Here is a 24672-nt window from a genome sequence, read left to right on the forward strand (position 1 = left end):
ATGACTGAGACCTGCCGCACCCAACCCTTCAGCGGCCAACGCCCCGGTACTTCCGGCTTGCGCAAACCGGTCAAAACCTTCATGCAACCCCACTATCTCGAAAATTTCGTGCAGTCGCTGTTCGACTGCGTGAAAGAGATCGAGGGCGCAACCCTGATACTCGGCGGCGACGGCCGCTATCACAATCGCGAGGCAATCCAGACCATTCTGCGGATGGCCGCAGGTAATGGCCTCGGCCGCGTCATTGTGGGCAAAGGCGGCCTCTTCTCGACACCCGCCGTCTCGGCCCTAATCCGTCAGCACGGCGCAGTCGGCGGTATTATCCTGTCCGCCAGCCACAACCCCGGCGGCCCTGGGGGCGACTTTGGAATCAAGTTCAATACCGCCAATGGAGGCCCCGCGCCGGAAACATTGACCGAGGCGGTATATGCCCGCAGCCAGGTAATTGATCGTTATCACATCGTCTCTGCGAACCACGTCGACATCGATACCCTTGGCGAACATCGCTTGAACGGGCTTGCGATCGAGATAATCGATCCAGTCAGCGATTACGCCCGCCTGATGGAATCCCTGTTTGATTTCGAGCGCATTCGAGGGCTGTTCCGCAGCGGCTTCCGCATGCGTTTCGACGCCATGCACGCCATCACCGGCCCGTATGCGCACACCTTGTTCGAGCGCATGCTCGGTGCGCCCGAAGGCACGGTGATCCACGGAACCCCGCTGGCTGATTTCGGCGGCGGCCATCCGGACCCCAACCTCACCCATGCCGCCGAGCTGGTACGACAACTCAGCCGCCCCGAAGGCCCGGATTTCGGCGCAGCCTCCGACGGCGACGGTGACCGCAACATGATCCTCGGCCACCGCTGTTTCGTGACCCCGAGCGATAGCCTGGCGATCCTGGCCGCCAACGCGACCCGCATCCCCGCATACCATGATGGCCTGCATGGCGTGGCCCGCTCCATGCCCACCAGCCGCGCCGTCGATCGCGTCGCGCAGAAGCTCGACATCCCCTGCTACGAAACACCGACCGGCTGGAAATTCTTCGGCAATCTACTGGACGCAGGGCGCATTACGCTGTGCGGCGAGGAAAGCTTCGGTACGGGTTCGGATCATGTACGAGAGAAAGACGGTCTGTGGGCCGTATTGTTTTGGCTCAATCTCCTCGCGGTACGTGGCCAATCCGTGGCCGAAATCATGACCGAACATTGGACGCGATTCGGACGCGACGTGTACACACGCCATGATTATGAGGGTGTAGACAGTGCAAGAGCCGACACCCTGATGAACGCGCTGCGTAGCCGGCTAGACACCCTGCCTGGTCAGCCGTTAGGGCGACATCTGATCACTGCCGCCGACGACTTCGCCTACACCGATCCGGTGGACGGCAGCCACACCCAAGGACAGGGCATCCGCCTGATCCTGGGCGAGGAGGCACGTATCGTCTATCGGCTGTCGGGTACGGGTACGCAGGGCGCAACACTGCGGCTTTACATCGAGCGTCTGGAGACACGCCGCGAATACCTGCAGGCGGATGCCCAGCGGCAACTGGCCGATCTCATCACACTCGCCGGCGAGATCGCGGGGGTAGCACAACATACAGGGCGCGACGCGCCCGATGTGATTACCTAAACGGTGACGGCCGGCGTGGCCGGCCACTGCGAGTTGGCGACCGAGGCTAGAAAAGATTGGATACGCGGGCCACACCGGGCACTCGACTTCTGACCAGCCGTTCGACGACGTTCTTCAGATCCAGAGTGGCTCGCGGACACCCCACACAGGCGCCCTTCAGGCGCACTCGCACCGTGCGATCCTGCAAGTCGACGAACTCGATGTCGCCACCGTCCTGCATCAGGATGCCGCGCGCGGCCTCGATCGCTTCGCGAACGGCATCGAGGTCAATCGGCCCGGTGGCCACAAGTCCATCGGCTTGTGCGCGTGCAGCCTGGGTTTGCACACGATCGATACGCAGTGCCAGCTCGGGATCGATTGCCTCGATGGCATCCAATTCATCTTCGCTGTAATGATGATCGGTGTCTTCGCTGAGCAGCTTGTCCAGCGCGCCCTGAGTCGACACCAGATCCATGCGCTTGAGGGAGAACTCAGTCGTCATGCTTGTCGTTTTGTCCGAGATGTTCGGCGCGGAGACGCGCGCGCAAGCGTCTAAGGGCATCTTTTTCGAGGGAATCCTGCAGCAATACCACCGCTCGTCGTCCGCCGCCATCGAGTAGACGCAGACTGAGCACAACTACGCGAGCATGCACGTAGCAGTCAGGTGCCAGCCGCGCGCGATGCTCCTGCCCCAAGCCGTCCCACACGCGCCAACCGCCAGAGACTTCCCACACCAGGCGTAGCAGGCTCCGCCGGGTGTTGAGCAGGACATACAGGCGTAGATTGCGGTACAAACTCCAAGCAAGCAGCAAGCCGAGAAAGACCAGGCTCCAAGCGGGGAGATTCAGATAAGGCAACACGGCGGCGGCCGTGATGTGCAACAGGACAAAAAAACCCGCTAGCTGCCGCGAGGGCTTAGGTTGCAGATACAACGGCTCCACGGATCTGGGTGACGACATGCGCAATTCCAGGGTCTGTAGGGGCCATCCGGCCCATCAGGATGTCCAACAATACCTGATCAGGATACTCCAGTAAGTGCTCAAACGCTAAGCGCTCCGCAGCATCCAGACTGGCAAGCCGGTTGTCCACGAATGGCCCGAGGAGCAGGTCGAGCTCAAGCATGCCCCGCCGACAGTGCCAACGCAGGCGACCATCCGTGGTCACCTCAGATCGACCGTTTGAGCATGGCGTGCTTGATCTGTCCGATCGCGCGGGTGGGGTTGAGCCCCTTGGGGCAGACCTGTACGCAATTCATGATGCTATGGCAGCGATAAAGCTTGTAGGCATCGTCCAACTGAGTCAGTCGCTCGTCGGTGGCTTGGTCGCGGCTATCCAGCACGAAGCGCGCCGATTGCAGCAACGCGGCCGGGCCCAGGAATCGCTCCGGGTTCCACCAGTACGAGGGGCAAGCAGCGGAACAGCAACCACAAAGCACGCACTCGTAAAGACCATCGAGCTTGGCTCTTTGCTCCGGCGTTTGCAGGAACTCGACCTCAGGCTCCGGATCGGTCAGCTTAAGATAAGGCTCGGTCGCGCGGTATTGATTGTAGAAATTGCCCATGTCCACAATCAGGTCTCGCACCACGGGCATGCCGGGCAGCGGTCGGATCTCGATCGGCTGTTTGAGGCCGGCGACCTGGGTGATGCAAGCCAGGCCGTTCGTACCGTTGATATTCATTCCGTCCGAACCACATACGCCTTCCTGACAGGAACGCCGGAAACTCAAAGTTTCGTCCTGCTCCTTGAGCTTAAGCAGGGCACCCAGCAGCATCATGCCCGGTTCGATGTGCTCATCCGCCAACTCAAAGGCCTGCATGTGCGGGGCGGCAGCCCCCTCCGGGTCGTAACGATAGATCGAAAACAACATCAGTAGACCCTCTCCACCGGGGGAAACGATTCGACGGTCAGCGGCCGGGTACGTACCGGCTTGTAGTCCAGAGTGTCATTGCCGAGGAAATACAGGCTGTGGCGCATCCAGCGATTATCGTCACGCTTGGGATGATCCACCCGACTGTGTGCCCCACGGCTTTCGGTGCGTGCCAGCGCCGAGCGAGCGACCGCCTGTGCGCAGGCGACGAGGTTTTCGGTCTCAAGCGCCTCGACGCGGGCAGTATTGAAGATACGGCTATGATCCCGCAGGCAGGCCGATTCAAGCCGTTCGGCGACCGCCTTGACCTGCTGCACCCCCTCGGCAAGCACGCCTTCCTCGCGGAACACGCCCACATGATCTTCCATGACTTGCTTTAGGGCTTGGCGCACTTGTTCCGGCGTTTCGCCATCGCCACGGCGATCCCAACGCGTGAGCCGCGCCATGGCCGCTGCGACGCTATCTTCGTCCATCGGACGGTGGTAACGGTTTTCGGCCAGATATTCAATGATGTGGTTCGCCGCCGCTCGCCCGAACACCAAGATATCCAGCAGCGAGTTACCACCCAGGCGATTGGCGCCGTGCACAGAGACACAGGCACACTCGCCTGCCGCGTACAGACCCGGCACCGGCTCTTCTGGGGTATCGCGCACCGGCGTCACCACCTGACCGAAGCGGTTCGTCGGAATGCCGCCCATTGTGTAATGTGCGGTGGGATAGACCGGAATGGCCTGCTCGGCCGGATCGAGATGCAGGAAGGTCAGGCACATATCGCGAATGCCCGGCAACCGGCTCTTGACCACGTCTGCACCGAGGTGATCCACCTTGAGCAAGCAATAATCCTTGCGCGGACCGCAACCACGACCCTCCTTAACTTCGGTATAGATCGCCCGACTGACCACATCGCGCGACGCCAGATCTCTGGCATTCGGCGCATAGCGCTCCATGAAGCGTTCACCCTCACTATTCACGAGATAGCCGCCCTCGCCACGCGCGGCCTCGGTGATGAGCATGCCGCGCCCGGCGATGCCGGTCGGGTGGAACTGGATGAATTCCATATCTTGCAAGGGAACGCCTGCGCGTAACGCCATCGCCATACCGTCGCCGGTGTTGATCAACGCATTGGTGTTGGTCCGGTAAAGTTGAGCGACGCCGCCGGTGGCCAGCAGCGTGGTCTTGGCTTCAATCAGGATCGGCTCGCCAGTCTCGATGGAAAAGGCCAGCACACCCAACACGAAACCATCGGCATCCTTAATCAGGTCGACGGTGAAATATTCGTCGAAAAAATGCGTCTTGGCGCGGATATTCTGCTGATAGAGGCTATGCAGGATCGCATGGCCGGTACGATCAGCAGCGGCGCAAGTCCGCACCGCCTGTTCCTTGCCGAAATGGCGGCTCTGACCACCGAAGGCACGCTGATAGATAGTGCCGTCCTCAAGTCGGGAGAACGGCACGCCGTAGTGATCCAGTTCATAGACCACCTTGGGTGCCGCGCGGCACATGAATTCGATGGCATCCTGATCGCCCAGATAATCACTACCCTTGACGGTGTCGAACATGTGCCAATGCCAATCGTCAGACACGACATTGGCCAGTGCGGCGTTCACACCACCTTGCGCCGCCACGGTATGCGAGCGCGTGGGGAAGACCTTGGAAACCACGGCGACATTCGCATCCGCCCTCGCAAGCTGGAGTGCGGCGCGCAAGCCAGCGCCACCCGCGCCCACGATCAGGGCATCAAATTTTCTTCTTGTCAGTTTCATATTCCACTCGCGCGTAGCAGGATGTGCGCGGCCCAGAGCCCGCAGGCCAGCAGGAACACGGCGACGGCCGCCATCAGCCCGACGCGCAGGCCGAGCGGATGGGCATAATCGACGATCACGTCACGCACGCCGACCCAGGCGTGCGCCAGCAGCATGACGATAAAAACTGCCAAGGCCAGTAAGAGCAGCGGCTGTGATAGCCAATCGTGCCATTGACCCGCATTCAGGTGCGGATGAGTTGCCAATGCGCCGATGCCAAAAATGAAGAAGCCGCCCAGATAGACGGCACTCACGCGCTGTATCAGCCAGGCCCTGAGCCCGCTCAGCCCCGATTTCACAGATAGAACTCCAGTAGCAATGCACCGGCGATCACCAGCGCGAGCCCACCTACCCAGGCCGCACTCAGGTGACTGCTCCGCTTGTCCACACCCACATCGATGTCCATAAACAAGAATCGAATGCCGGCCAGCAGGTGGTGGCACAAACTCCATACGGCCAATAGTAGAAACGGCGCCAGCCAAGGCGAGGCCAGCCAGTCATGTGCCTTTGAAAATCCCGCGTTGCCGGAAAGGGAAAGTTCAAGCACATCCAGGGCGAAGGGAATGCCAATGAACAGGACAATACCCGAAACCCGGTGAGCGAAAGAAATCACGCCGGGTAGCGGCAGGCGTATCCTGCGCAGATCGAGGTAGACGGGACGTGCATTCATCGGCGACGGTCCTTGTGATCCGGTTGGGAGGCTTCGGTCGGCTTCCCGATTGGGCAATGAGTCTAGCAGAAGAGACCCGCGTGCAAGCAAGCGCCAGACCATGGCTGACAGCGCTTCCAGCCTTGTTCTACCATAACCCCATTGAGTCCAACCCCGAGACACGGAGAACCGAATGAAACCCGAGTGGAAGGCCTATCTACAAAACGACGGGGCCGAATTCGCCGACGGCGATAGCGTCGCGAGCTTCGGCAATCCCGAACGCGAGCGCCGGGTGACTATCGCGGGCAACGTGATCTGCGATCTCTCACATTACGGCCTGATCGCGGCCTACGGCGAAGACGCCACCACCTTCCTGCAGGGGCAGTTCAGCAACGATGTCCAGCTCGTCGATGCCCGTCGTAGCCAGCTGAGCAGCTATTGCACACCCAAGGGCCGCATGCTGGCGAACTTCCGCATGATCCGGCGCGAGGACACCTACTACCTGCGGCTCCCGCAGGCGCTGATGGAGCCGATGCTCAAGCGGCTGCGCATGTACGTGTTACGCAGCCGCGTGACGCTAGAGGATGCCAGCGCCAGCCTGGTCAGAATGGGCCTCTCGGGTCCGGATGCCGCCAGCTTGCTCGGCGATGCCCTGGGCACTGCACCGCCGCGGGAAATCGACGAAACCCTCACCCATGATGGCATCACCGTGGTGCGCATCATGGGCCACCACCCACGCTACGAAATCTATGGCCTGCTCGAACCGCTTCATCTCCTCTGGAACCGGCTCAATGTGCACAGCGCCCCGGTTGGTGCCGCCTGTTGGGGTCTGCTGAACATCCTGGCCGGAGTGCCCGTCATTCAGCCGGGCACCAGCGAGGCCTTCGTCCCGCAGATGGCGAACATGGAATTGATCGACGGCGTGAGCTTCCACAAGGGCTGCTACCCCGGCCAAGAAATCGTCGCGCGTATGCAATACCTCGGGAATCTCAAGCGCCGCATGTATCGCGTGCACATCGATGCCGAGTCAGCAGAGCCTGGCATGGATATCGTCGATGCCGACACGCCGGACGGCAACCCCGCCGGACGGCTGGTCGAGGCCTTCCGGCACCCTGACGGTGGCCTGGAAGGATTGGCGGTACTGCAGATCAGCAGCGTCGATAACCGTACCAAACTGCGCCTGGGCCAGGGCAAGCGCGCGCATGTGACCCTGCGCGAACTCCCCTATTCCCTGGAAGTTGCCGCAACCGGCTAAAGGGGGACCTGTACCCGCCGTACTGTCGCTCGGCTATGACTACGAGCGGCTATTACGGTGGGTGGCTACTCCGGCCGCATGTGCGGGAAGAGCAGCACATCGCGGATTGACGGCGCGTCGGCGAACAGCATCACCAGACGATCGATACCGATACCTTCGCCCGCAGTCGGCGGCATGCCGTGCTCCAGAGCGCGGATGTAGTCGGCGTCGAAGTGCATCGCCTCCTCGTCTCCCGCTTCCTTTTCCGCCACTTGGCACCTGAACCGCTCGGCTTGGTCCTCGTAATCATTAAGCTCGGAAAATCCGTTGGCCAGCTCGCGCCCGCCGACAAAAAATTCAAAACGATCGGTCACATCGGGATTCAGGGTATTGCGTCGCGCCAGTGGCGACACCTCGGTGGGATATTCGGTGATGAAGGTCGGGTCCGACAGGCGATGTTCCACCGTCTTCTCGAAGATTTCCGTCAATACCTTGCCCGGCCCGTAGCCAGGTTTGAGCGCGATGCCCAATCCCTGCGCCAAAGCGCGTAGGCGTTCCGGGTCGTCGAGTTGCTCGATTGTGATCTCTGGATTGTAGTGCAGCACGGATTCGCGCATCGTCAGGCGTGCGAACGACTTGCCAAAATCGTAGAGCTCGCCCTGATAAGGCACCTGAGTGGTGTCCAGCAGCGCGGCGGCCATCTCGCGCAACATCGTTTCAGTCAGATCGATCAAATCCTCGTAGGTCGCATAGGCCTGATAGAACTCCAACATGGTGAATTCGGGGTTGTGCCGAGTCGACACGCCCTCATTGCGGAAGTTTCGATTGATCTCGAACACCCGCTCGAAACCGCCCACCACCAGGCGCTTGAGATACAGCTCGGGCGCCACGCGCAGAAACAAGGGCATGTCCAGCGCATTGTGATGCGTTACGAACGGCCGCGCGGTGGCCCCGCCAGGGATGACCTGCATCATCGGCGTCTCGACCTCCAGGAAATCGCGCGCACTCATGAAGTCGCGAATGAACTGCACGATTCTGGAACGCAAGCGAAAGGTCGCGCGCGACGGTTCGTTCATGATCAGATCTAGGTAGCGCTGGCGATAGCGCGCTTCCTGATCGGTCAGGCCGTGAAACTTCTCGGGCAGAGGCCGCAAGGCCTTGGTCAATAGCCGAATACCGTCAACGCGTACGCTGAGCTCACCGGTCTTGGTTTTGACCAGTTGTCCCTCGACACCGAGGATGTCGCCGATATCCCAGCCCTTGAAGTCCTGATAGACATCGCCCAGCACGTCGCGCTGCAGATACAGTTGGATGCGGCCCGACATATCGAGCAGTTGCGCGAAGCTCGCCTTGCCCATCACGCGCTTGAGCATCATGCGACCCGCTACGCGAACGCGTAGGTTACGGGCCTCCAGCGCCTCGGCCTCGATCTCGTCGTATTCCGCATGCAGCTCGCCGGCCAAGTCATCCCGGCGGAAATCGTTGGGGAAGGCCTCCCCCGTCTCGCGCAGCCTGTCGAGTTTCTCGCGACGCTGGGCAATCAGTTTATTTTCATCGAGTTGAGAGTCATTGTTCATGTCATTGATGATCTAGTTGTCGCGCCGATCACGGCTGGCGTCGGCGCGCGATGATTGGGGTGCATTCGGTCACAGCCCGCTCTTGAGGGCCGCTTCGATGAAAATATCGATGCCGCCATCGAGCACCGATTGCGTATTGCCGATTTCGATATTCGTGCGTAGATCCTTGATCCGCGACTGATCCAGCACATAGGAACGTATCTGATTACCCCAGCCGATATCCGACTTGGTATCTTCGATCGCCTGCTGCTCGGACTGCCGTTTTTGTATCTCCAGCTCATAGAGCTTGGCCTTAAGCTGCTTCATCGCGGTTGCGCGGTTTTTATGCTGCGAGCGATCGTTCTGACACTGCACCACGACGCCAGAAGGCATGTGCGTGATGCGAATCGCCGACTCTGTACGGTTGACGTGCTGTCCGCCCGCACCGCTCGCGCGGTAAGTATCAACCTTCAAATCGGCCGGATTGATCTCGATGTCGAAATCGTCGTCCACCTCGGGCGACACGAACACCGCCGCAAACGAGGTATGGCGCCGATTACCGGAATCGAAGGGTGATTTACGCACCAGACGGTGCACGCCGGTCTCGGTACGCAGCCAACCATAAGCATACTCACCCTCGAAGCGCACGGTCGCACTCTTGATGCCCGCCACTTCGCCCGGAGATACCTCGATCAGCTCCGTGGTAAACCCGCGACGCTCGCCCCAGCGCAGATACATGCGCAGCAGCATATCCGCCCAGTCCTGCGCCTCGGTGCCGCCAGAACCCGCCTGAACGTCGAGGAAGGCATAGGCGCCATCCATCTCGCCAGAAAACATGCGCCGAAATTCGAGCGTGCCGACGCGCGCCTCGTAGGCGTCGAGGTCCTGTTCAACCGAGGCGACCGCCTCCGTGTCCGTCTCGGCCTCGGCCAGCTCGAGCAACTCTTCCCCGTCGACAAGCCCCGCACTCAGCTCATCAATCGTTTCGACGACGGTTTCAAGCTGTGCCCGTTCCTTGCCTAAGCTTTGCGCCCGCTCCGGATTGGCCCAAACTGCTGCATCCTCGAGTTCACGACGCACTTCTTCCAGACGCTCACGCTTGACATCGACGTCAAAGATACCCCCTGAGGGCATCCAGACGCCCCCGCAGGTCACGAATCCGCTGATAGACGGGGTTGAGTTCCATACGGCATTCCCTTGAGCGAAAAACTGCGGATTCTACAGCAACGCGCTAGGCAAGGGGATCTCGCACACCACCGGCTGGCGAGGCTTCACCGCCATGAACTTGCGCGTGTCCTGCGTGGTCTGATCGGTTCAGATACCACATCGGCCTACCACCAGCATGCCCGAACCATCACCCACAGCCACCAAACAGTCAGCTCATGCCCGCTTGTGGGCGCTGCGCCACCGCTTTATCCGCACTGCACGCATCCGCGACAGCCTGCTGGGCGGACTGGTACTCGGCAATTGGATCTTGTTGTTCGACATGCACCAGCACCTACTGCGCGCATCCTCACCTCTGCTGGTCTGGCTGGTCTGGGCGCTCGATTACATTGTCCCGACACTATTTGCTTATCTTGGGCTGTTGGCCTTTTCCGATTAATCGAAGAAGACCGGCGAGTGTTCTGCAAGTGGCAAAGTGCGAGACGCTAGCGCCTAGGCCATATACCTATGAATTGACACTCGTCTCGTCGCGTTCATCCACGGCAAGGTCGTAACCTTCGATCACCAATTGTGGCTTACACACACCACGGTAGTCGTTGATACCCAGTCTGAAGGCGAAACGTACCGTGCCTGCGCCACCATCAAACGGCATGCCATGGTCCGCATAATTGAAGGCAATTGCCTCGTGCAGCTGACCGTCGCGCGGATCGCGCAACTGTAGTCTCAGATGCCGCTGCCCAACCTCGCGGGCGGACGCCACCGCAAACAGGCCGTCGAACAAGGGCTCTGGAAACCCCTGCCCCCAGGGACCCCCCGCCCGTAACGCCTCAGCCGCTCTCAAATCGAATTCTCCCGGCATCAGCTCGCCATCGCTCCACAAGACGGGCTGCAATGCCTCGGCATCGGCATGCCGCGTCACTGTCGCCGCGAAGCGCTCGGTAAATTCATCCAGTCGCGTAGCATCGAGCGTCAGCCCCGCCGCCATCGCATGTCCGCCGAAACGCACCAACAGACCAGGCTGCTCGGCATCCATCGTGGCCAGCACATCGCGCACATGCACACCCGGCACCGAGCGCGCAGAGCCCTTGAGAAAACCATCACTCCCCGGCGCCAACACCACGGTCGGTCGATGGAAACGGTCCTTGACGCGTCCCGCCACGAGACCCAAAACGCCCTCATGCCAATCGGCTTCGTAAAGACAAATCCCGGCCGGCAAGTTGCGCCCATCCCAGCGCGCGATCGCAGATTCGACTGCCGCGACGGCTTCCTCGCGGACACCTTGTTCGATCGCGCGACGGTCGCGATTGAGCGCATCGAGCTGGGCGGCGAGAGCATTGGCGCGCTCGGGATCATTCGTCAGCAGGCATTCGATGCCGATCGACATATCATCCATACGACCCGCAGCGTTAAGCCTCGGACCGACGAAAAACCCCATATCCATTGCCGCGACCTGCGTCGCTTCACGACCTGCGACCCGCAATAATGCAAGAATGCCCGGACATGCTCGGCCGGCACGAATACGGCGCAGGCCTTGTTCGACAAGAATGCGATTATTGCGATCAAGCGTCGCCACATCGGCCACCGTGCCGAGCGCGACCAGATCAAGCAAATCGCCCAGACGCGGCTCAGGAAGGGCATCGCCGAACCAGCTGACATCGCGCAAGCGCGCACGCAGTGCACTCATCAGGTAGAAAATCACGCCGACGCCGGCCAATGCCTTACTCGGAAATGGATCGCCGACCTGATTTGGATTAATGATGGCCTCCGCCGGCGGCAGCGAATCACCCTGCAGGTGGTGATCCGTCACCAACACCTTGATCCCGGCGGCCTGCGCCGCGCGTACGCCATCGTGCGCCGCAACGCCGTTGTCAACGGTAACAATCAGTTGCGGTTGCAAGGGCAGCGCGGACGCCACCAACGCTGGTGTCAGGCCATAACCTTGCTCAAAGCGATTGGGCACAAGATAGTCCAGATGCCGCGCACCCATCGCGCCGAGCGCACGAATCGCCACGGCCGTGCTGGTCGCACCGTCGGCATCGTAATCGCCAACAATCAATATGCGCCACTGCTCCGTCAGCGCCGTTTCCAGCAAGTTCACTGCCCGCTCGATGTCTTTGAAGAGACGATAATCGGCGATCCCCGCAAGCCCCAGTTCAAGCGTGTCGGATCGCACCACGCCTCGGTTGGCGTAAATGCGTCGCAAAATCGAATGCAGATCTCCGGGCAGATCCTCTATGCGCGCTGGTTGCCGCCGCCGCAGGGTCGGTGGCGTCCTCATGTCGCCCCCAGTGACTCGGCCAGCGGCCGTGGGCGACGCCAACGCGAAAATAATCTCCGCCGGCGCTGTATCTGCCAACACCGTCCATCCGCGTGCAAAACCATCGAGGTGATCTCGCCCGAAACAACGCCCTCATGCAACCGGGCAAACCAATCCGCATCCAGGTTCAATAATGCCTGCTCCCAGGCCGGTAGATCGTCATAAGCGGCCGATTCGGCCAAAGCATCCAGCACGAGCAACAAACGCCCCTCCCTGGTCGGGTCAAGGGCGGTCAGCGAAGGCGGCTCCAATTCGATGCCTGCTGCCTTGGCAAAACCTGCGAGCAATGCGCCTTGCCCCATCACTCGCGTCATGCCTCCGCCATCCAAGCCTGCCTCCCGCCCTTGCCCCCAACACCATAAACTGTTGATTGGCGGCTCGCCCCGCGCCTCCCGCGCCTGATTGACCGGGTGTTGGTATAAAAGCATCTCGATTTCGGTCAGGCGCCTACGCCAACCCTCCGTGCTGTTATTCGGCATCCATTCGCGGTGCAAATCCCGCCCGATCACGGCTTCCAGCATCGGCACGTCTGGCGCCTCGCCCACTGGCACCTGCAGATACCAAGCATTCGCCGCGCCCAGATGAAAATGCCAACCCTCCCCGCCCAAGGTGCTTTCCAGGTTGCTCACCAGCTCCTGGGCTTCATCAAGTCGTAGGGCGAAACGCCCGCTGTCATGTATCACCGCGCCATTGGCATCGGCCTGTAGATGCACTGGGTCGGCACAAACCCAGTCTCCTTCTGGTGGCAGGTTCAGACCTTGCGCCAAGGCCCGGTAGCCCGCAGCCGGCAATTTCGCGCCCCGCCAACCCAACAAGGCAGCAGCGGAAAGAGCGGACAGTTCGTATTCATCCTGCTCGAAGGGTGTGCCATTGAGCAAAACCCTCAGTTCTGCGGCCTCGGGATGCCAGTTGTAGTCCCGTTGCCATATCGGCAATCGGCGCAGCAACCCGGGAATGATCAAATGCAGATGCATGGAGTTTGGGGTATCGCATATATTGGCGGTGGCATAGTCTATCGCCTTGAGATCAATGGGAGGCAAAGACCACGGCATTTGAAGACCACACGGGGACGACGACCCATCAAACAACACCTCCCAAGATATAAATGTGGCACTCCCGGGGCGATTGGCATATAGTCAACGACAGCGGCAGATATTGATATTGGCAGTTTCAGCAAGTTCCTTCCCGGTTACCTCCTGAACCACCTCTCCTCTACCTGTACGCGAACCAATCCATTTGTTTCATTTTTCAAAGGTATATCAAGCATGGCGACAGGCACTGTGAAGTGGTTTAACGAATCCAAGGGCTTTGGCTTCATCTCCCAGGACAATGGCGGCGCGGATGTGTTTGTGCATTTCAGCGCGATCCAGGGCTCTGGCTTCAAGACCCTGACCGAAGGTCAGCCAGTCAGCTTTGACGTGGAGAACGGCCCCAAGGGTCCGCAGGCGAGCAACGTCTCCGCGCAGTAAACGCCTCGTGAAGCCGTGCCGGTGTTCATGCACCGGGACGGTTGCGTATCGGGCCGGTGCCGTCCCTTCCGATAACGAAGGGCCTATGCATCCGGCCCGATTCGCATTTCCAGCCGCTAAAGCCACCACGCCTGGTGCAGCTCGGCGGCATCGTTCACATTCATCATTCGGGGGCTCACCGATGAAAACACTCTTCGTCGGCAACCTTGCGCCGCAAACCACGGAAAACGACGTCAAGGAACTTTTCTCGGAATACGGGACCGTTCGCAAGCTCGAACTACCGCGCGATGTCTTCTCGGGCAAGTGCAAGGGTTTCGCCTTTGTAGACATGGAAGGACATGAAGCGCGTGCCGCGATGGCAACCCTCGACGGCAAAACTTTTTTGGGCAACAGCCTCAAGGTTCGGGACGAAAAACCCAAAACCAAGGGACGCGGCCGGCGCTGACGCTGCGACGATAATTACAAGCTCGGCCCCGGACAAATCTCCCCTCGGGCCGGGCGACCGTCAAAACAGAGCATTACCTAAGCGAACGCAACAACCTACGCAACACCCCTATTTCCATCCTCGCAAATGCCGGAACGGCACGACCCACCCCACACTCGACATAGGGCCACGACTACCCTCCGCCCCCCTCCCAACGAATGCAATTACGGCCCGCCTGTTTTGCCTGATAAAGCGCGCGATCTGCCCGCTCGAATAGCGCCTCTATCCGCACATCCTCTGCCTGGCAGGCTGTCGCGCCGATACTGACTGTCATACGCAACTGCTCGCCTTCACGCGGGGTCAGCCGAAGATTCTCTATGCAGACACGTATGCGTTCACCCACCGTCTGCGCCTCGGATACCGGACAATCCTCCAACACGATGCCGAACTCTTCACCGCCGAGCCGACCGAATAGATCGACATCGCGCAGTTCCGATCCAACCGCCTTCGCAAAGGCGCGTAAAGCACCATCACCGCCCAGATGGCCGAATCGGTCATTGATTTTCTTGAACCAATCGATGTCTAAAATCATCAGCCCCATCGGCCGCCGCTGCCGCTGCGTGCGCTGCAACGCCGCCGTGGCGCGCTCGAAAAACACCCGACGATTGCAAATGCCAGTCAGTTCATCGGCGGTTGCCAGTACACGTAAGCGGCGTTCCAGCTGCTTACGCTCGGTCAGATCCCGAATAACGCCCTCGACCGCGATGTAATTGCCTTCGTCGTCAAACAGGGCATGCGAGCTGATCGAGACATCTACCAATTGCCCTTGCTTGCCGCGTAGTCGAACCTCGTAATCGGCGATACGCTTATCTCGCAGAAGCACCTCGATCAACGCGTCACGGTCTTTCGGGTCGGCATAGAATATGCTCGAATCCCGTCCCAGCAATTCGTCGCAGTGGTACCCTAGAATGCGCTCCACGGCTGGACTCGCCATCAGCAGCTTGCCCTGTGCATCGATACGGTAGTAGATATCCGTGGTGTTCTCGAATAGCCGAACAACGTTGCGTTCAGTTTCGCGTAGATAGGTCTTCATCCGACGGCGCGTAATATCCACCGCCACAGCAACTACCCCGTCCTCCGGCAACGAGGCCGCAGTAGCTGAAATGCTCACGCCACGCAACTCGCCACGACAGGTTCGGATCAACATTTCAACACCGCGGTAACGCCGCGCCTTGTCCTCAAGGCGACTCAGGCGCTTGGCGATGCGTACGCGGTCCAGCGGGTGTACAAAATCAAGAATCGATCGTCCTAGTACGGCGTCAGGTGAATCTGCCTCCAGCATTTCCAGAGCGGCAGGATTCACATACCTCAATACCGCGCCCCGCACACGTACAACCGGCACAGGAAGGCCATCAAAGGCCAAATTTTCCGCATCCCCTACCGTCATGCTATCGCCCATCTGGCCACTTCCTCTATCGTCCTTTGGCCTTGGCAACATCTCATCTGGATGCGACACACGCCCCGCCCACGCGACAGTTTAACGTCCACCGGGCGCCATGCCCAAAACTCTGATCGAATGGAAGATGCTTGCTAAGCCGTGACTCAGAAAATCTGGGCAATCGGATAAGTCAAATCGCAGCATGATCGCGAGCGATGCCTTTCCCGAAGATGGATGTAATGACGAGTCCAAAAGCCCGTTGGCACCATATGCCGTTAATTCAATTCCACCTCGACGAAATGATCTCGGCGGTCATCCACCAGGGGAATCATGCCTTGCAATTTCTCACGCCCCTCGATACTGGAGTCATTGATCACGACACCGTCCAGTGTCACGTGAATCACATGTTCCGGCTTCGCCCGAATGCGCTTGATTGTGATGTGGTAGAAGGTGTCGTGAAAGCGATATTGGATTTTGTACGAGGCCCAATCGGCTGGGATACACGGCGCAATGCGCAGATGATCCCCTTCCAAATGCAAGCCCAGCAAGGTTTCAACGGCCAGCCTGTACATCCACCCTGCCGCCCCGGTATACCAAGTCCAACCTCCCCGGCTGGTGTGAGGCGATGCGCCATAAATATCAGCGCACATGACGTACGGCTCAACTTTGTAGCGTTCAATATCTTGAGGCTGACTACCGTGATGGATAGGGTTGAGCATGGTGAATAATTCCCACGCACGCTCATTTTCGCCCAGCATGGCAAATGCCGTCGTGGCCCATATCGCGGCATGGGTATATTGCCCACCGTTTTCGCGCACGCCGGGCACGTAGCCCTTGATATAACCCGGTTCAAGGTCTGATGTGTCGAAGGGCGGATCAAGCAGCTGAATCAACTGTGCATCCCGCCGCACCAGGTGTTTGTCTACCGCCTCCATCGCCTGAATCGATCGCGCCGGATCACCGCCGCCTGAAATGATGGCCCAACTCTGACTGATCGAATCGATTCTGCACTCGTCATTTTCGACCGAACCCAGGGGTGTGCCATCATCGAAATAGGCTCGTCGATACCATTCACCATCCCAGGCATGGGCCTCGATGTGGGTGCGCAGTTGCGAGGCCTGATCTGTGCAAAGAATGGCAAAAGCTGCGTCGTCCCGACTATGCGCCAAGCTGGCAAACTGCTGCAGGTTGTCATACAGAAACCACGCCAGCCAAACGCTTTCACCCTTACCATCGCGACCGACGAGATTCATGCCATCGTTCCAGTCGCCGCAGCCCATCAGCGGCAATTGGTGCTCGCCGAAACGCAAACCGTGTTTGAGTGCGCGTACGCAATGTTCATAAAGGCTTGCCCCTTCGGCCGAACGTTGCGGATGATCGTAGTAAGCCTCCTCTTCCGGATTCAATTCGCGGCCCTCGATAAAATGCACGCACTCGTCGAGTACGCCCGTATCGCCGGTCGTGAGCACATATCGGCAGGTTGCATACGGTAGCCACAAATAATCATCGGAAAAATGGGTACGCACACCCTGTCCACCGGGCGGGTGCCACCAGTGTTGCACGTCACCCTGGAGAAACTGGCGCTCAGCGCACCGGATTAACTGTTCGCGGGCAAGCCAGGGTGTCGCATGGATCAGCGCCATGGTGTCCTGCAATTGGTCACGGAACCCGTAGGCACCACCAGATTGGTAGTAGCCACTGCGGCCCCAGAGTCGACATGAAAGTGTCTGATAAAGCAGCCAGCCATTCGCCATGACATCCAGTGCCGGGTCCGGTGTTTCCACGCGCACCGCGCCCAGGGTGTGGTTCCAATATTCCCACACCGATTCCAATGCCTGCCTTGCACCGGCTTCGCCACCGAATCGCTCGATGAAATACTGTGCTTCGTTGCTATCCTGCGCTGCCCCGAAAACGAACACGATCTCGCGTTCTTGCCCATCGGCGAGTTCGATTTGAGCCTGGATCGCAGCACACGGATCAAGTCCTGCACCGGTCTTGCCCGACAAACGCTTGCGTCGCATGGCTGCCGGGCGGCTCAAAGAGCCGTTACGACCGATGAATTCGGTCCTGTTTCCGGTCACAGAGCGTGATCGCTCGCTGAGATGCCCCCCGCCGACATGGGCAAAGACAACCCGATTGGCGCATTCGCGGCCATACGCATTGCGGGCAAACATCGCCCCGCTGCGCAGATCCGTTTCGGTCACGATGTGCATGAGATTGGCATGTCGCCATTCGCCCAGCACCAATTCCCAATAACCGGTCAATGACAACTTGCGCGCCCGCCCAGAATGGTTGCGCAACTTGACCACCATGAACTTCACCGGGGCATCCATGGCGACGTAGGTAAACATTTCAGAGGCAATGCCGGCTTCATAATGCTCGAAGGCGCTATAGCCAAATCCGTGCCGACATACATACCCGGATTGGCCACGGGCAGGCATCGGCGTCGGCGACCAGAACGTACCGGTTTCCTCATCACGGATGTAGAGTGCTTCTCCGCTACTGTCAGATATCGGATCGTTATGCCAGGGCGTCAGTCGGAATTCGTGCGCGTTTCCCACCCAGGTATACGCGCTCCCACCCTCGCTCACCACGGTGCCAATGTACGGGCTGGCAATAACGTTAACCCACGGTGCCGGCGTGGTCTGACCCGGCTCAAGCGTGATGACATATTCATGCCCGTCGGGTGTAAATCCCCCCAGGCCGTTACAGAAAATACGCTCGCGCGGCGACAGCGGATTGACCGGTTCGGCAACCGGAGGCAGCCAGGGCTCAAGAAGATCCGATACCCGCTCTGGCGATACCCGGCGATCTAATGTCTCGACCAATATTTCAGCCGCATCGGTGAGTACAACGCGAGCGACTGTCTGCAGCAAGACCCGCTCATCCTCTGAAAGATCTTCTGCGCGGCGAACGAAGACGCCACCCGGTTTATCGATGATTTGCGCATCAGGGCCCGCGTTGATCAGTCCCATGATTTGGTCGTGTAGCACTGCCCTGTAGCCTGAGAAATTTTCGTTCACGATGATCAGATCTGAAGCCAAGCCCTTCATCCGCCAATAAGCATGAGCTTGCAATATCTGCTTGACCAACTCGATTCGATTCAGATCACCGATGTGCAGCAGGATGATCGGCAGATCACCGGAGATAGCAAAGCGCCACAGCCCGGACTGCCTCAACTGGTTGCGGGCAATGACGCTGGGCGCAGCGCGGCGCAATGCATTGCCGTGAATGACGGAGCTGGCCAGGCGACCATAGACCTGGGCATCGGCCTCGCTTGCGTTGAGATGACGCAACACTTCCTGGCTCTGGAACCAGGCCATTTCAAATGCACGCTCAACGAAGTGGCGATCGCAATATTTCTCAAGCAAAATCAAGGCCCCTTCGCGCGTATCTGCAACACCGGAAATGATCTGCACGGTCGCCGATTCATCGGGAGACAGCGTAAGCGTGCGACGGATCGATACGATGGGATCGAGCACCGAGCCATCGGTGTTCGACAATTGCTTCCGACTACCGGCGTTATCCAGCATCACCGGGTTGCTCGCCGTTCGGCCACGCCCGATGAATTGAGCCCGGTCAGTTTCAAAAGACGGCTCGTCTATCGTCGCGCCGGGCGCCGCAAACAAGTGAAACATCCACGGCACCTGCTCCCCTGGGGTGCGGCGTCGCCGCGTGCAGAGGATCGCCTGCCGGTCTGACAAAATTTCAGTTTGCACGAACAGGTTACTGAAGGCGCGGTGGGCAAGGTCGGCATGCAATGGCGCCAACACAACTTCCGCGTAACTCGTCACCTCAATATAACGAATCCTGGATGAATGATTGGTGAGCGTAACCCGGCGGATTTCGACGTCGTCTTCCGGCGAAACGCTGATCTCGGTGTGTGTTTCGATCCTGCGATCACGCCGCCGGTATTCGGCCCGCGCCTGCACGAAGATGGCCTCGTAGTGATCGGCTTTCTGCAAGGTGGGCTGATACGCATTTGACCAATAACGTCCCGTATCGAGGTCGCGCAGGTAAATGAAAGTCCCCCTGTCATCCGAGGTGGCGTCCTCGCGCCAACGGGTGACGGCCAGGTCGCGCCAGCGACTGTAACCGCCACCGGCATGGGTCGCCATGACGTGATAACTGCCGTTGGACAACAAATGGACTTCAGGTATCAGCGTGTTCGGGTCGGTGAACACACGTATGTTCGCGCCTGTTTCTTCTGCAGGGCGCGCAGCGGCACTGACCTCAGCCGCATGCGGATGCAAAGTCGCGCCCTTCTTCGGCACACGCTCCTGCAGTAATAATTGCGTCGCCTGTACGAACGGATCGGACAAAAATCGGCGCTGCATCGGCTGATCGAGCAGCACATGCGCAAAGGCCAGTAAGCTCATGCCTTGGTGGTGCGCCATGAATGACCGCACGATGGCATATTGCCTACCCCTCGGGACTCGGGATGGGGTGTAGTCGACCGCTTCGTAGAAGCCATAGCCGCCGAGGAAATCCTGGGCGGCCATGGCCTGCAGGTTGATACACGCTTTCCGCGGCATCACCGTCAGCGCCAGCGCGCTGGCGTAGGGCGCGATGACCAGATCGTCTCCCAGACCGCGCTTAAATCCCAGCCCAGGCACACCGAACGCCCGATATTGGTAGACCTGATGCATATCGGTGGCGTTATAGCAGGACTCGGAAATGCCCCAAGGCACTGCGCGTTGGCGACCGTATTCGATCTGGCGAGACACGGCCGCCTTACAAGTCTGTTCCAGCAAGGTGTTCGCGTAACTCGGCATGATCAACTGCGGCATCAGGTACTCGAACATCGAGCCGCTCCACGAAATCAGACTCACGGCCCCACCATGACTGGTCAGCAAACGACCAAGCGAGAACCAGTGTTTTTGTGGGATTTGACCCTGCGCGATGAGCAAAAAACTGGTCAGGCGCGCCTCGGATGCCAGCAGATCGTAGCAAGCGGGATCGCGGCGCCGCTCGCCTACGTCATAGCCGATAGCCAGCAAACCGCACGACGTATCGTAAAGAAATTCAAAGTCCATCATCGCCAGTGCGTGGCAACGATCCACCAAATCATCAATAGTTTTAAGCCGTTCCTCCGCACGCTTATAACGGGATATAGGTGTCCCCACTTTGTGGCCGGCAACGCTTTCTCTGCCTAATTCCGCCAGGGTCGGCACCCTCTTGAAGTGCTCTGTCTCGGGCGTCAAAAATCCCAGCTCATCTCGAAGTGCGCGGGATTGCTGATCGAATGCCTGCGCCCAGTAATAGAGCTCGCCATCGATATCACACTCAGTGGGCAACCAGGCAACCAGTCCACCGGCAGTCCGGTGGATCTCTTCCAGCAGATCTTCGACGACAGAAAGCGCCTGGGGTGGCCCATTTACCGTGAACGGATGGAGTATGTCCTGCAGAAGCTTGATTTGGTTCGCAAGATCCGGAAGGGGAATCGCGGGCAGATGTTCGGCCAGTACTTGCAATGTATCGTGCAGTCCCTGAAACGCATTAGCGGACAGGATGGGCCGATCTTTCAGCTCGATCAGGCCTGCCTGCAAGGTGAGCAGGCTACCCGCCAGATTGCCACTATCCACCGAAGAGACATATTGCGGGTGCATCGCTTGCAGCGTGTGCGTGTCATACCAGTTATAGAAATGGCCTCGGTAGCGCTCCAGTTTTTCCATCGTAGCCAGCGTGTTTTCAACACGGCGTAGACAGTCTCCGGCGGACAGATATCCGAAGTCATACGCGGCCAAATCAGACAGCAGCGCCATGCCCATGTTGGTGGGCGAGGTGCGCGACGCGATGACCGGCGCCGGATATTCCTGGAAGTTGTCTGGTGGCAACCAGTTGTCCTCCTCGCCGACGAAATCCGCGAAGAAGCGCCAGGTTCGCCGAGCCGATGTTCGCAAGAATGCCCGTTGATCACCGGTCAAATCCGGCGCTGGAATCACGAGTGGCAAACTGATCCACCAGCCTACGACCGGCGATATCAGCCAGAGCATCAAGACTGGAGCCCAGAAAATCCATTCCGCCGACCGGATCTGCCCAAAAGGCCATGCGCCGATCAGAATCGCGGCCAGCACGAGCGCCATCGCCGGTGCGATCCACATTTCCTTGGAAAAATCAGCCAGTGACCGGCTAGCGTTGCGAATTGAGTAGGATCGCAGTTGCCAGAGCAACAATCCGCGTCGCGTGACCAACATTCGCATGCCCGAACGCATGATCGCATCCAGGCAAATCAGCGCCTCATAAGGCAAAAACACCACCGTCAGCAAGGCGAGCGCGAGGGGCCGCCCTGCGGACTTACTGGTCAAGATCAGATGCACCAGCCAGTCCCGTTCTGCAGGTTTCCGGATGAGGTCGATCAAGATTCCCAGCAAGATGGGCGCAAACAACACACCCGTGACCAGCAGCGTCCAGAACCATGCTGACCCTGCCCCCAAAGCCAACCACCTGCCAGCAAAGCAAGCAGCGCCGGCGATACCAGGCTGCGCCTAAGGTTGTCGAACAGTTTCCACAGCGACAAAGCGCTAAGTGGATTGGGTTGCCGCTTCGGCTTCGCACCATTGGGTCCGGGTACGCGCGGGAGCAGCCAGCCAGCCAGCTGCCAGTCGCCGCGTATCCAGCGGTGCCGACGGCTGATCTCGATGGCATAACTGGCCGGATGGTCTTCAATGAGATCGACATCGGTCACCAGTGCCGAACGCGCATACCCGCTTTCGAGCAAGTCGTGACTGAGGATGAGATTCTCCGGAAAGCGACCATCAACGGCCTGACGAAAAGCATCCACATCGTAGATACCCTTGCCGATGAATGCCCCCTCCCCGAAAAGATCCTGGTAGACATCAGAAACTTCGCGCGTGTAGGGATCGATGCCTGACTCGCCGGAAAACAGCTTCGTAAAGCGTGACTGACCGGCGCTGGTCAGGCTGATCGAGGCGCGCGGCTGCAGGATTGCGTAACCTTCGACAATGCGCCCCTTGTCTGCGTCATACACCGGTCGATTGAGCGGATGGGCGAGATTGCCTATCAAGGTGCGTGCGGAGTCGCGGGGTAGTTGCGTGTCCGTATCCAAGGTAATGACATATTGGACCGAACCGAGAATGGATTGATCGCCGACGATGTCCGCGAAGGCAGTTCGCGCGCCACCTCGCAGCAAGGCGTTGAACTGCTCTAACTTGCCGCGCTTGCGCTCATAACCCATCCACACCCGCTCGATTGGATTCCACATTCGCGGACGATGAAACAAATAGAAAATGCCTGGACGATCTTCCTGGTAACTTTCATTGAGCGCCTGGATCGCTGCGCGTGCGTGGGCGAGCAAAGGCGCATCCTCATCCTCTGGCAGCGATTGCTCAGGCGCATCACCGAAATCTGTCAGTAGAGCGAAGAACAGATTGGGATCGCGATTGCCGAGATATCGAATCTCTAAGGCTTCAATAAGGCTATCAACATCTTGCGATCGGCTCAGCAAAGTGGGAACGACCACCATGGTGCGGTGATCATCCGGAATGCCCTTCGAGAAATCCAGCCGGGGCAACGCACGTGGCGGCAAGATTAAGTGTGACCAACTGATTCACCAGCTGGATAGCGAGCGCCGAGCTTCCGATCAGGGTGGCAATTGCAAAAAACCCGATGCGCCAATCTCCCAGCCCGGATGCATTGAAGGAAATAAGCGCCCACGCGGTTGCCAGTGAGGTGAACAGGAAGATCGGGCTGAGGTAAAAAAACAGGCCGAAACGTCGACTCGCCCGACTGGCCTGCAATGTCCACGGCAGACGGAAACCGACCGCTCGCTCCAGATCAGGACGTCCGTTATCTATCAGGTAATAACCGACATGTGCGCTGCGGTCCTGGGTACTTAATTGCTCTACCGCGGTTTGCGCGAGAACAATGGCCTCGCGCGCCACCGCCCATTCACTACGGGCGCTGCGCCTCGACAGATCTTCAATGACATGCCGGTAACGGTCGCGCGTGGCGAAATCCTGACTGGCGTACAGATCCATCGGGTCTTCGCGCAAGATCTGTTCGACGACACTGAGAGACTCGACGTAAATCCTCCAGTCCATTGCGCCGATGAAACGCAAACTCCCGATGCTGTTTGCGATGGATATTTGGTTGGTTGCGGCCGCGCGACCGGCAGCTTCTGACAACTGCGTCGCCGTCACCCCCTGTTCGTGCAATTTCTGCTCGACCCAGATTTGAACGAACGCCATGGCCGATCCCTGTGCCTGGAGTCGCGCGTAGAATTCCTCCACAAACGGGGCAGTCAACGGCACATCGGCACTGGCAAACTCAGCCAGCAACTGGATAAGCTGTTTGGGTTCGCTTTCAGCCGTCGCGAGCATACGGTCGGCCCAGGATATCGCCGCGTCGATATCCTCGCGCCGACGCACGATACGTAGTCCAACGCGGCGCAGATTTTCCAGTAACGCCAACTGCAGCATGATTGGAAATGCCCACAACTCACCCAGTTTCAAGGGTTCAGCGGTCTGGTAGGCAGTGATGAATTGGGTGGCATTGTCACTGTCGACTCGGCCATCCATGTGCGAAATCAGCTCCAGTGCCAGGTCATAGATACGAGGGAAGCCCGCTGACGGGCCACTGGCCAGTCGTGGCAACTGTCGACTATAGCCGCGCGGCAAATGGCGACGCGCCAAGGCAATTTGCTGTTCGATGAGATAAAAATTGTCGAGCAACCAAGCCTCTGCCGCGACAATTCGCTGTCCTGGCGAGACTGCAGCTGTCACGACGTCATACGCAGCCAGCAGAACACGTTCATTGTCCACCAGCCGCGGTAGCAAGCTATCCGGCCCCGGATGTGGGTCGATTTTATGTTGTCCGGCCAGTGTGACCGCGTGACGCTTCAGTTGTTCGATGCTGAACAGCTCTGAGCGCAACAGCTCAGTATCATGATCGTCACGCAGCACATGGCGCGCACGCGCCATCAACCCGAATTCCTTGATTGTTATGACATTCTCCTTACCCGAGCGTTGGGTGTCAGCAATGAGGTGATTCCAGCCAGATCCTTGGGAACTTAAAACCGCCAACGATTCGATAACTGTTCAATAGACGTTTCTCAACGGTGTAGCTTTGAAACGACGTTTTGTCCGCAAGACATGACAGACTATTCCTGATCGGTAACGTCAG

General features: G+C 59.1%; 15 protein-coding genes and 2 pseudogenes. 5 read left to right on the forward strand and 12 right to left on the reverse strand.

Going from position 1 to position 24672, the window contains the following annotated elements; genetic code table 11:
- A complete protein-coding gene (locus BI364_RS09320) occupies positions 1-1629 on the forward strand; it encodes an alpha-D-glucose phosphate-specific phosphoglucomutase (protein WP_070078507.1) in 1629 nt (542 codons plus the stop codon).
- Positions 1630-1675: 46 nt separating this feature from the next.
- On the opposite strand, the pseudogene BI364_RS19170 reads toward BI364_RS09320, so the two are convergent.
- From BI364_RS19170 to sdhC, 6 genes and pseudogenes are all read right to left on the reverse strand, one after another.
- A pseudogene (locus BI364_RS19170) lies at positions 1676-2492 on the reverse strand (NifU family protein).
- A 31-nt stretch (positions 2493-2523) separates the two neighbouring features.
- Positions 2524-2730: an FAD assembly factor SdhE gene (locus tag BI364_RS09330; protein WP_070078508.1), complete on the reverse strand. Its 207-nt coding sequence runs from the start codon at positions 2728-2730 to the stop codon at positions 2524-2526.
- A gap of 43 nt (positions 2731-2773) precedes the next feature.
- Positions 2774-3475 (reverse strand): succinate dehydrogenase iron-sulfur subunit, encoded by a 702-nt coding sequence (locus BI364_RS09335; protein ID WP_070078509.1) that lies wholly within the window; start codon positions 3473-3475, stop codon positions 2774-2776.
- Complete coding sequence (gene sdhA / locus BI364_RS09340) at positions 3475-5238, reverse strand: succinate dehydrogenase flavoprotein subunit (RefSeq protein WP_070078510.1); 1764 nt, start codon at positions 5236-5238, stop codon at positions 3475-3477. The genes BI364_RS09335 and sdhA overlap by 1 nt, the downstream gene beginning before the upstream one ends.
- Positions 5235-5576 (reverse strand): succinate dehydrogenase, hydrophobic membrane anchor protein, encoded by a 342-nt coding sequence (sdhD, locus tag BI364_RS09345; RefSeq protein ID WP_083251288.1) that lies wholly within the window; start codon positions 5574-5576, stop codon positions 5235-5237. Before sdhD ends, sdhA begins: the two co-directional genes overlap by 4 nt.
- On the reverse strand, positions 5573-5947 hold the full coding sequence (sdhC, locus tag BI364_RS09350) for a succinate dehydrogenase, cytochrome b556 subunit (RefSeq protein ID WP_070078511.1): 375 nt from the start codon (positions 5945-5947) through the stop codon (positions 5573-5575). The genes sdhD and sdhC overlap by 4 nt, the downstream gene beginning before the upstream one ends.
- 172 nt (positions 5948-6119) lie before the next feature.
- Here sdhC and ygfZ point away from each other — a divergent pair, with 172 nt between their 5' ends.
- The gene (gene ygfZ / locus BI364_RS09355; protein ID WP_070078512.1) at positions 6120-7181 is read left to right on the forward strand and encodes a CAF17-like 4Fe-4S cluster assembly/insertion protein YgfZ; all 1062 of its coding nucleotides are present in this window, start codon (positions 6120-6122) and stop codon (positions 7179-7181) included.
- A gap of 65 nt (positions 7182-7246) precedes the next feature.
- Here the strand turns inward: ygfZ and lysS are convergent, their stop codons facing one another.
- Positions 7247-8737, reverse strand: coding sequence for a lysine--tRNA ligase (lysS, locus tag BI364_RS09360; protein ID WP_070078513.1), 1491 nt, complete (start codon positions 8735-8737; stop codon positions 7247-7249).
- 69 nt (positions 8738-8806) lie between these two features.
- A protein-coding gene (gene prfB / locus BI364_RS09365; RefSeq protein ID WP_156782692.1) for a peptide chain release factor 2 occupies positions 8807-9902 on the reverse strand; the annotation gives its coding sequence in 2 pieces (ribosomal slippage) (positions 8807-9829 and positions 9831-9902; 1095 coding nt in all).
- 156 nt (positions 9903-10058) lie between these two features.
- Between prfB and BI364_RS09370 the strand changes: the two genes are divergently transcribed.
- Positions 10059-10319 carry a hypothetical protein gene (locus tag BI364_RS09370; RefSeq protein ID WP_070078514.1) on the forward strand — a complete coding sequence of 87 codons (261 nt, stop codon included), beginning with the start codon at positions 10059-10061 and terminating at the stop codon, positions 10317-10319.
- Positions 10320-10385: 66 nt separating this feature from the next.
- Here the strand turns inward: BI364_RS09370 and recJ are convergent, their stop codons facing one another.
- Together recJ and BI364_RS09380 are read right to left on the reverse strand one after the other, a co-directional pair.
- The gene (gene recJ / locus BI364_RS09375) at positions 10386-12158 is read right to left on the reverse strand and encodes a single-stranded-DNA-specific exonuclease RecJ (protein WP_070078515.1); all 1773 of its coding nucleotides are present in this window, start codon (positions 12156-12158) and stop codon (positions 10386-10388) included.
- Positions 12155-13171, reverse strand: coding sequence for a hypothetical protein (locus BI364_RS09380; RefSeq protein ID WP_070078516.1), 1017 nt, complete (start codon positions 13169-13171; stop codon positions 12155-12157). Before BI364_RS09380 ends, recJ begins: the two co-directional genes overlap by 4 nt.
- Positions 13172-13462: 291 nt before the next feature.
- Here BI364_RS09380 and BI364_RS09385 point away from each other — a divergent pair, with 291 nt between their 5' ends.
- Positions 13463-13666, forward strand: coding sequence for a cold-shock protein (locus BI364_RS09385; RefSeq protein WP_070078517.1), 204 nt, complete (start codon positions 13463-13465; stop codon positions 13664-13666).
- Positions 13667-13847: 181 nt separating this feature from the next.
- Positions 13848-14111 (forward strand): RNA recognition motif domain-containing protein, encoded by a 264-nt coding sequence (locus tag BI364_RS09390; protein WP_070078518.1) that lies wholly within the window; start codon positions 13848-13850, stop codon positions 14109-14111.
- Between the two features lie 172 nt (positions 14112-14283).
- Here the strand turns inward: BI364_RS09390 and BI364_RS09395 are convergent, their stop codons facing one another.
- Both BI364_RS09395 and BI364_RS09400 read right to left on the reverse strand, forming a co-directional pair.
- The gene (locus BI364_RS09395; protein ID WP_197495656.1) at positions 14284-15549 is read right to left on the reverse strand and encodes a diguanylate cyclase; all 1266 of its coding nucleotides are present in this window, start codon (positions 15547-15549) and stop codon (positions 14284-14286) included.
- Positions 15550-15803: 254 nt separating this feature from the next.
- A pseudogene (locus tag BI364_RS09400) lies at positions 15804-24425 on the reverse strand (GH36-type glycosyl hydrolase domain-containing protein).
- Positions 24426-24672 lie beyond the last annotated feature (247 nt).

The sequence above is a fragment of the Acidihalobacter yilgarnensis genome (assembly GCF_001753245.1).
Taxonomy (GTDB): Bacteria; Pseudomonadota; Gammaproteobacteria; order DSM-5130; family Acidihalobacteraceae; genus Acidihalobacter; species Acidihalobacter yilgarnensis.

Bases quoted from the DNA above. Each gene is read 5' to 3' on its own strand.
- sdhC (WP_070078511.1), bottom strand. From the start codon at position 5,947: ATGAATGCACGTCCCGTCTACCTCGATCTGCGCAGGATACGCCTGCCG.
- sdhA (WP_070078510.1), bottom strand. From the start codon at position 5,238: ATGAAACTGACAAGAAGAAAATTTGATGCCCTGATCGTGGGCGCGGGT.
- BI364_RS09390 (WP_070078518.1), top strand. From the start codon at position 13,848: ATGAAAACACTCTTCGTCGGCAACCTTGCGCCGCAAACCACGGAAAAC.
- BI364_RS09330 (WP_070078508.1), bottom strand. From the start codon at position 2,730: ATGCTTGAGCTCGACCTGCTCCTCGGGCCATTCGTGGACAACCGGCTT.
- BI364_RS09395 (WP_197495656.1), bottom strand. From the start codon at position 15,549: ATGGGCGATAGCATGACGGTAGGGGATGCGGAAAATTTGGCCTTTGAT.
- BI364_RS09385 (WP_070078517.1), top strand. From the start codon at position 13,463: ATGGCGACAGGCACTGTGAAGTGGTTTAACGAATCCAAGGGCTTTGGC.
- BI364_RS09320 (WP_070078507.1), top strand. From the start codon at position 1: ATGACTGAGACCTGCCGCACCCAACCCTTCAGCGGCCAACGCCCCGGT.
- recJ (WP_070078515.1), bottom strand. From the start codon at position 12,158: ATGAGGACGCCACCGACCCTGCGGCGGCGGCAACCAGCGCGCATAGAG.
- ygfZ (WP_070078512.1), top strand. From the start codon at position 6,120: ATGAAACCCGAGTGGAAGGCCTATCTACAAAACGACGGGGCCGAATTC.
- lysS (WP_070078513.1), bottom strand. From the start codon at position 8,737: ATGAACAATGACTCTCAACTCGATGAAAATAAACTGATTGCCCAGCGT.
- BI364_RS09370 (WP_070078514.1), top strand. From the start codon at position 10,059: ATGCCCGAACCATCACCCACAGCCACCAAACAGTCAGCTCATGCCCGC.
- BI364_RS09335 (WP_070078509.1), bottom strand. From the start codon at position 3,475: ATGTTGTTTTCGATCTATCGTTACGACCCGGAGGGGGCTGCCGCCCCG.
- BI364_RS09380 (WP_070078516.1), bottom strand. From the start codon at position 13,171: ATGCATCTGCATTTGATCATTCCCGGGTTGCTGCGCCGATTGCCGATA.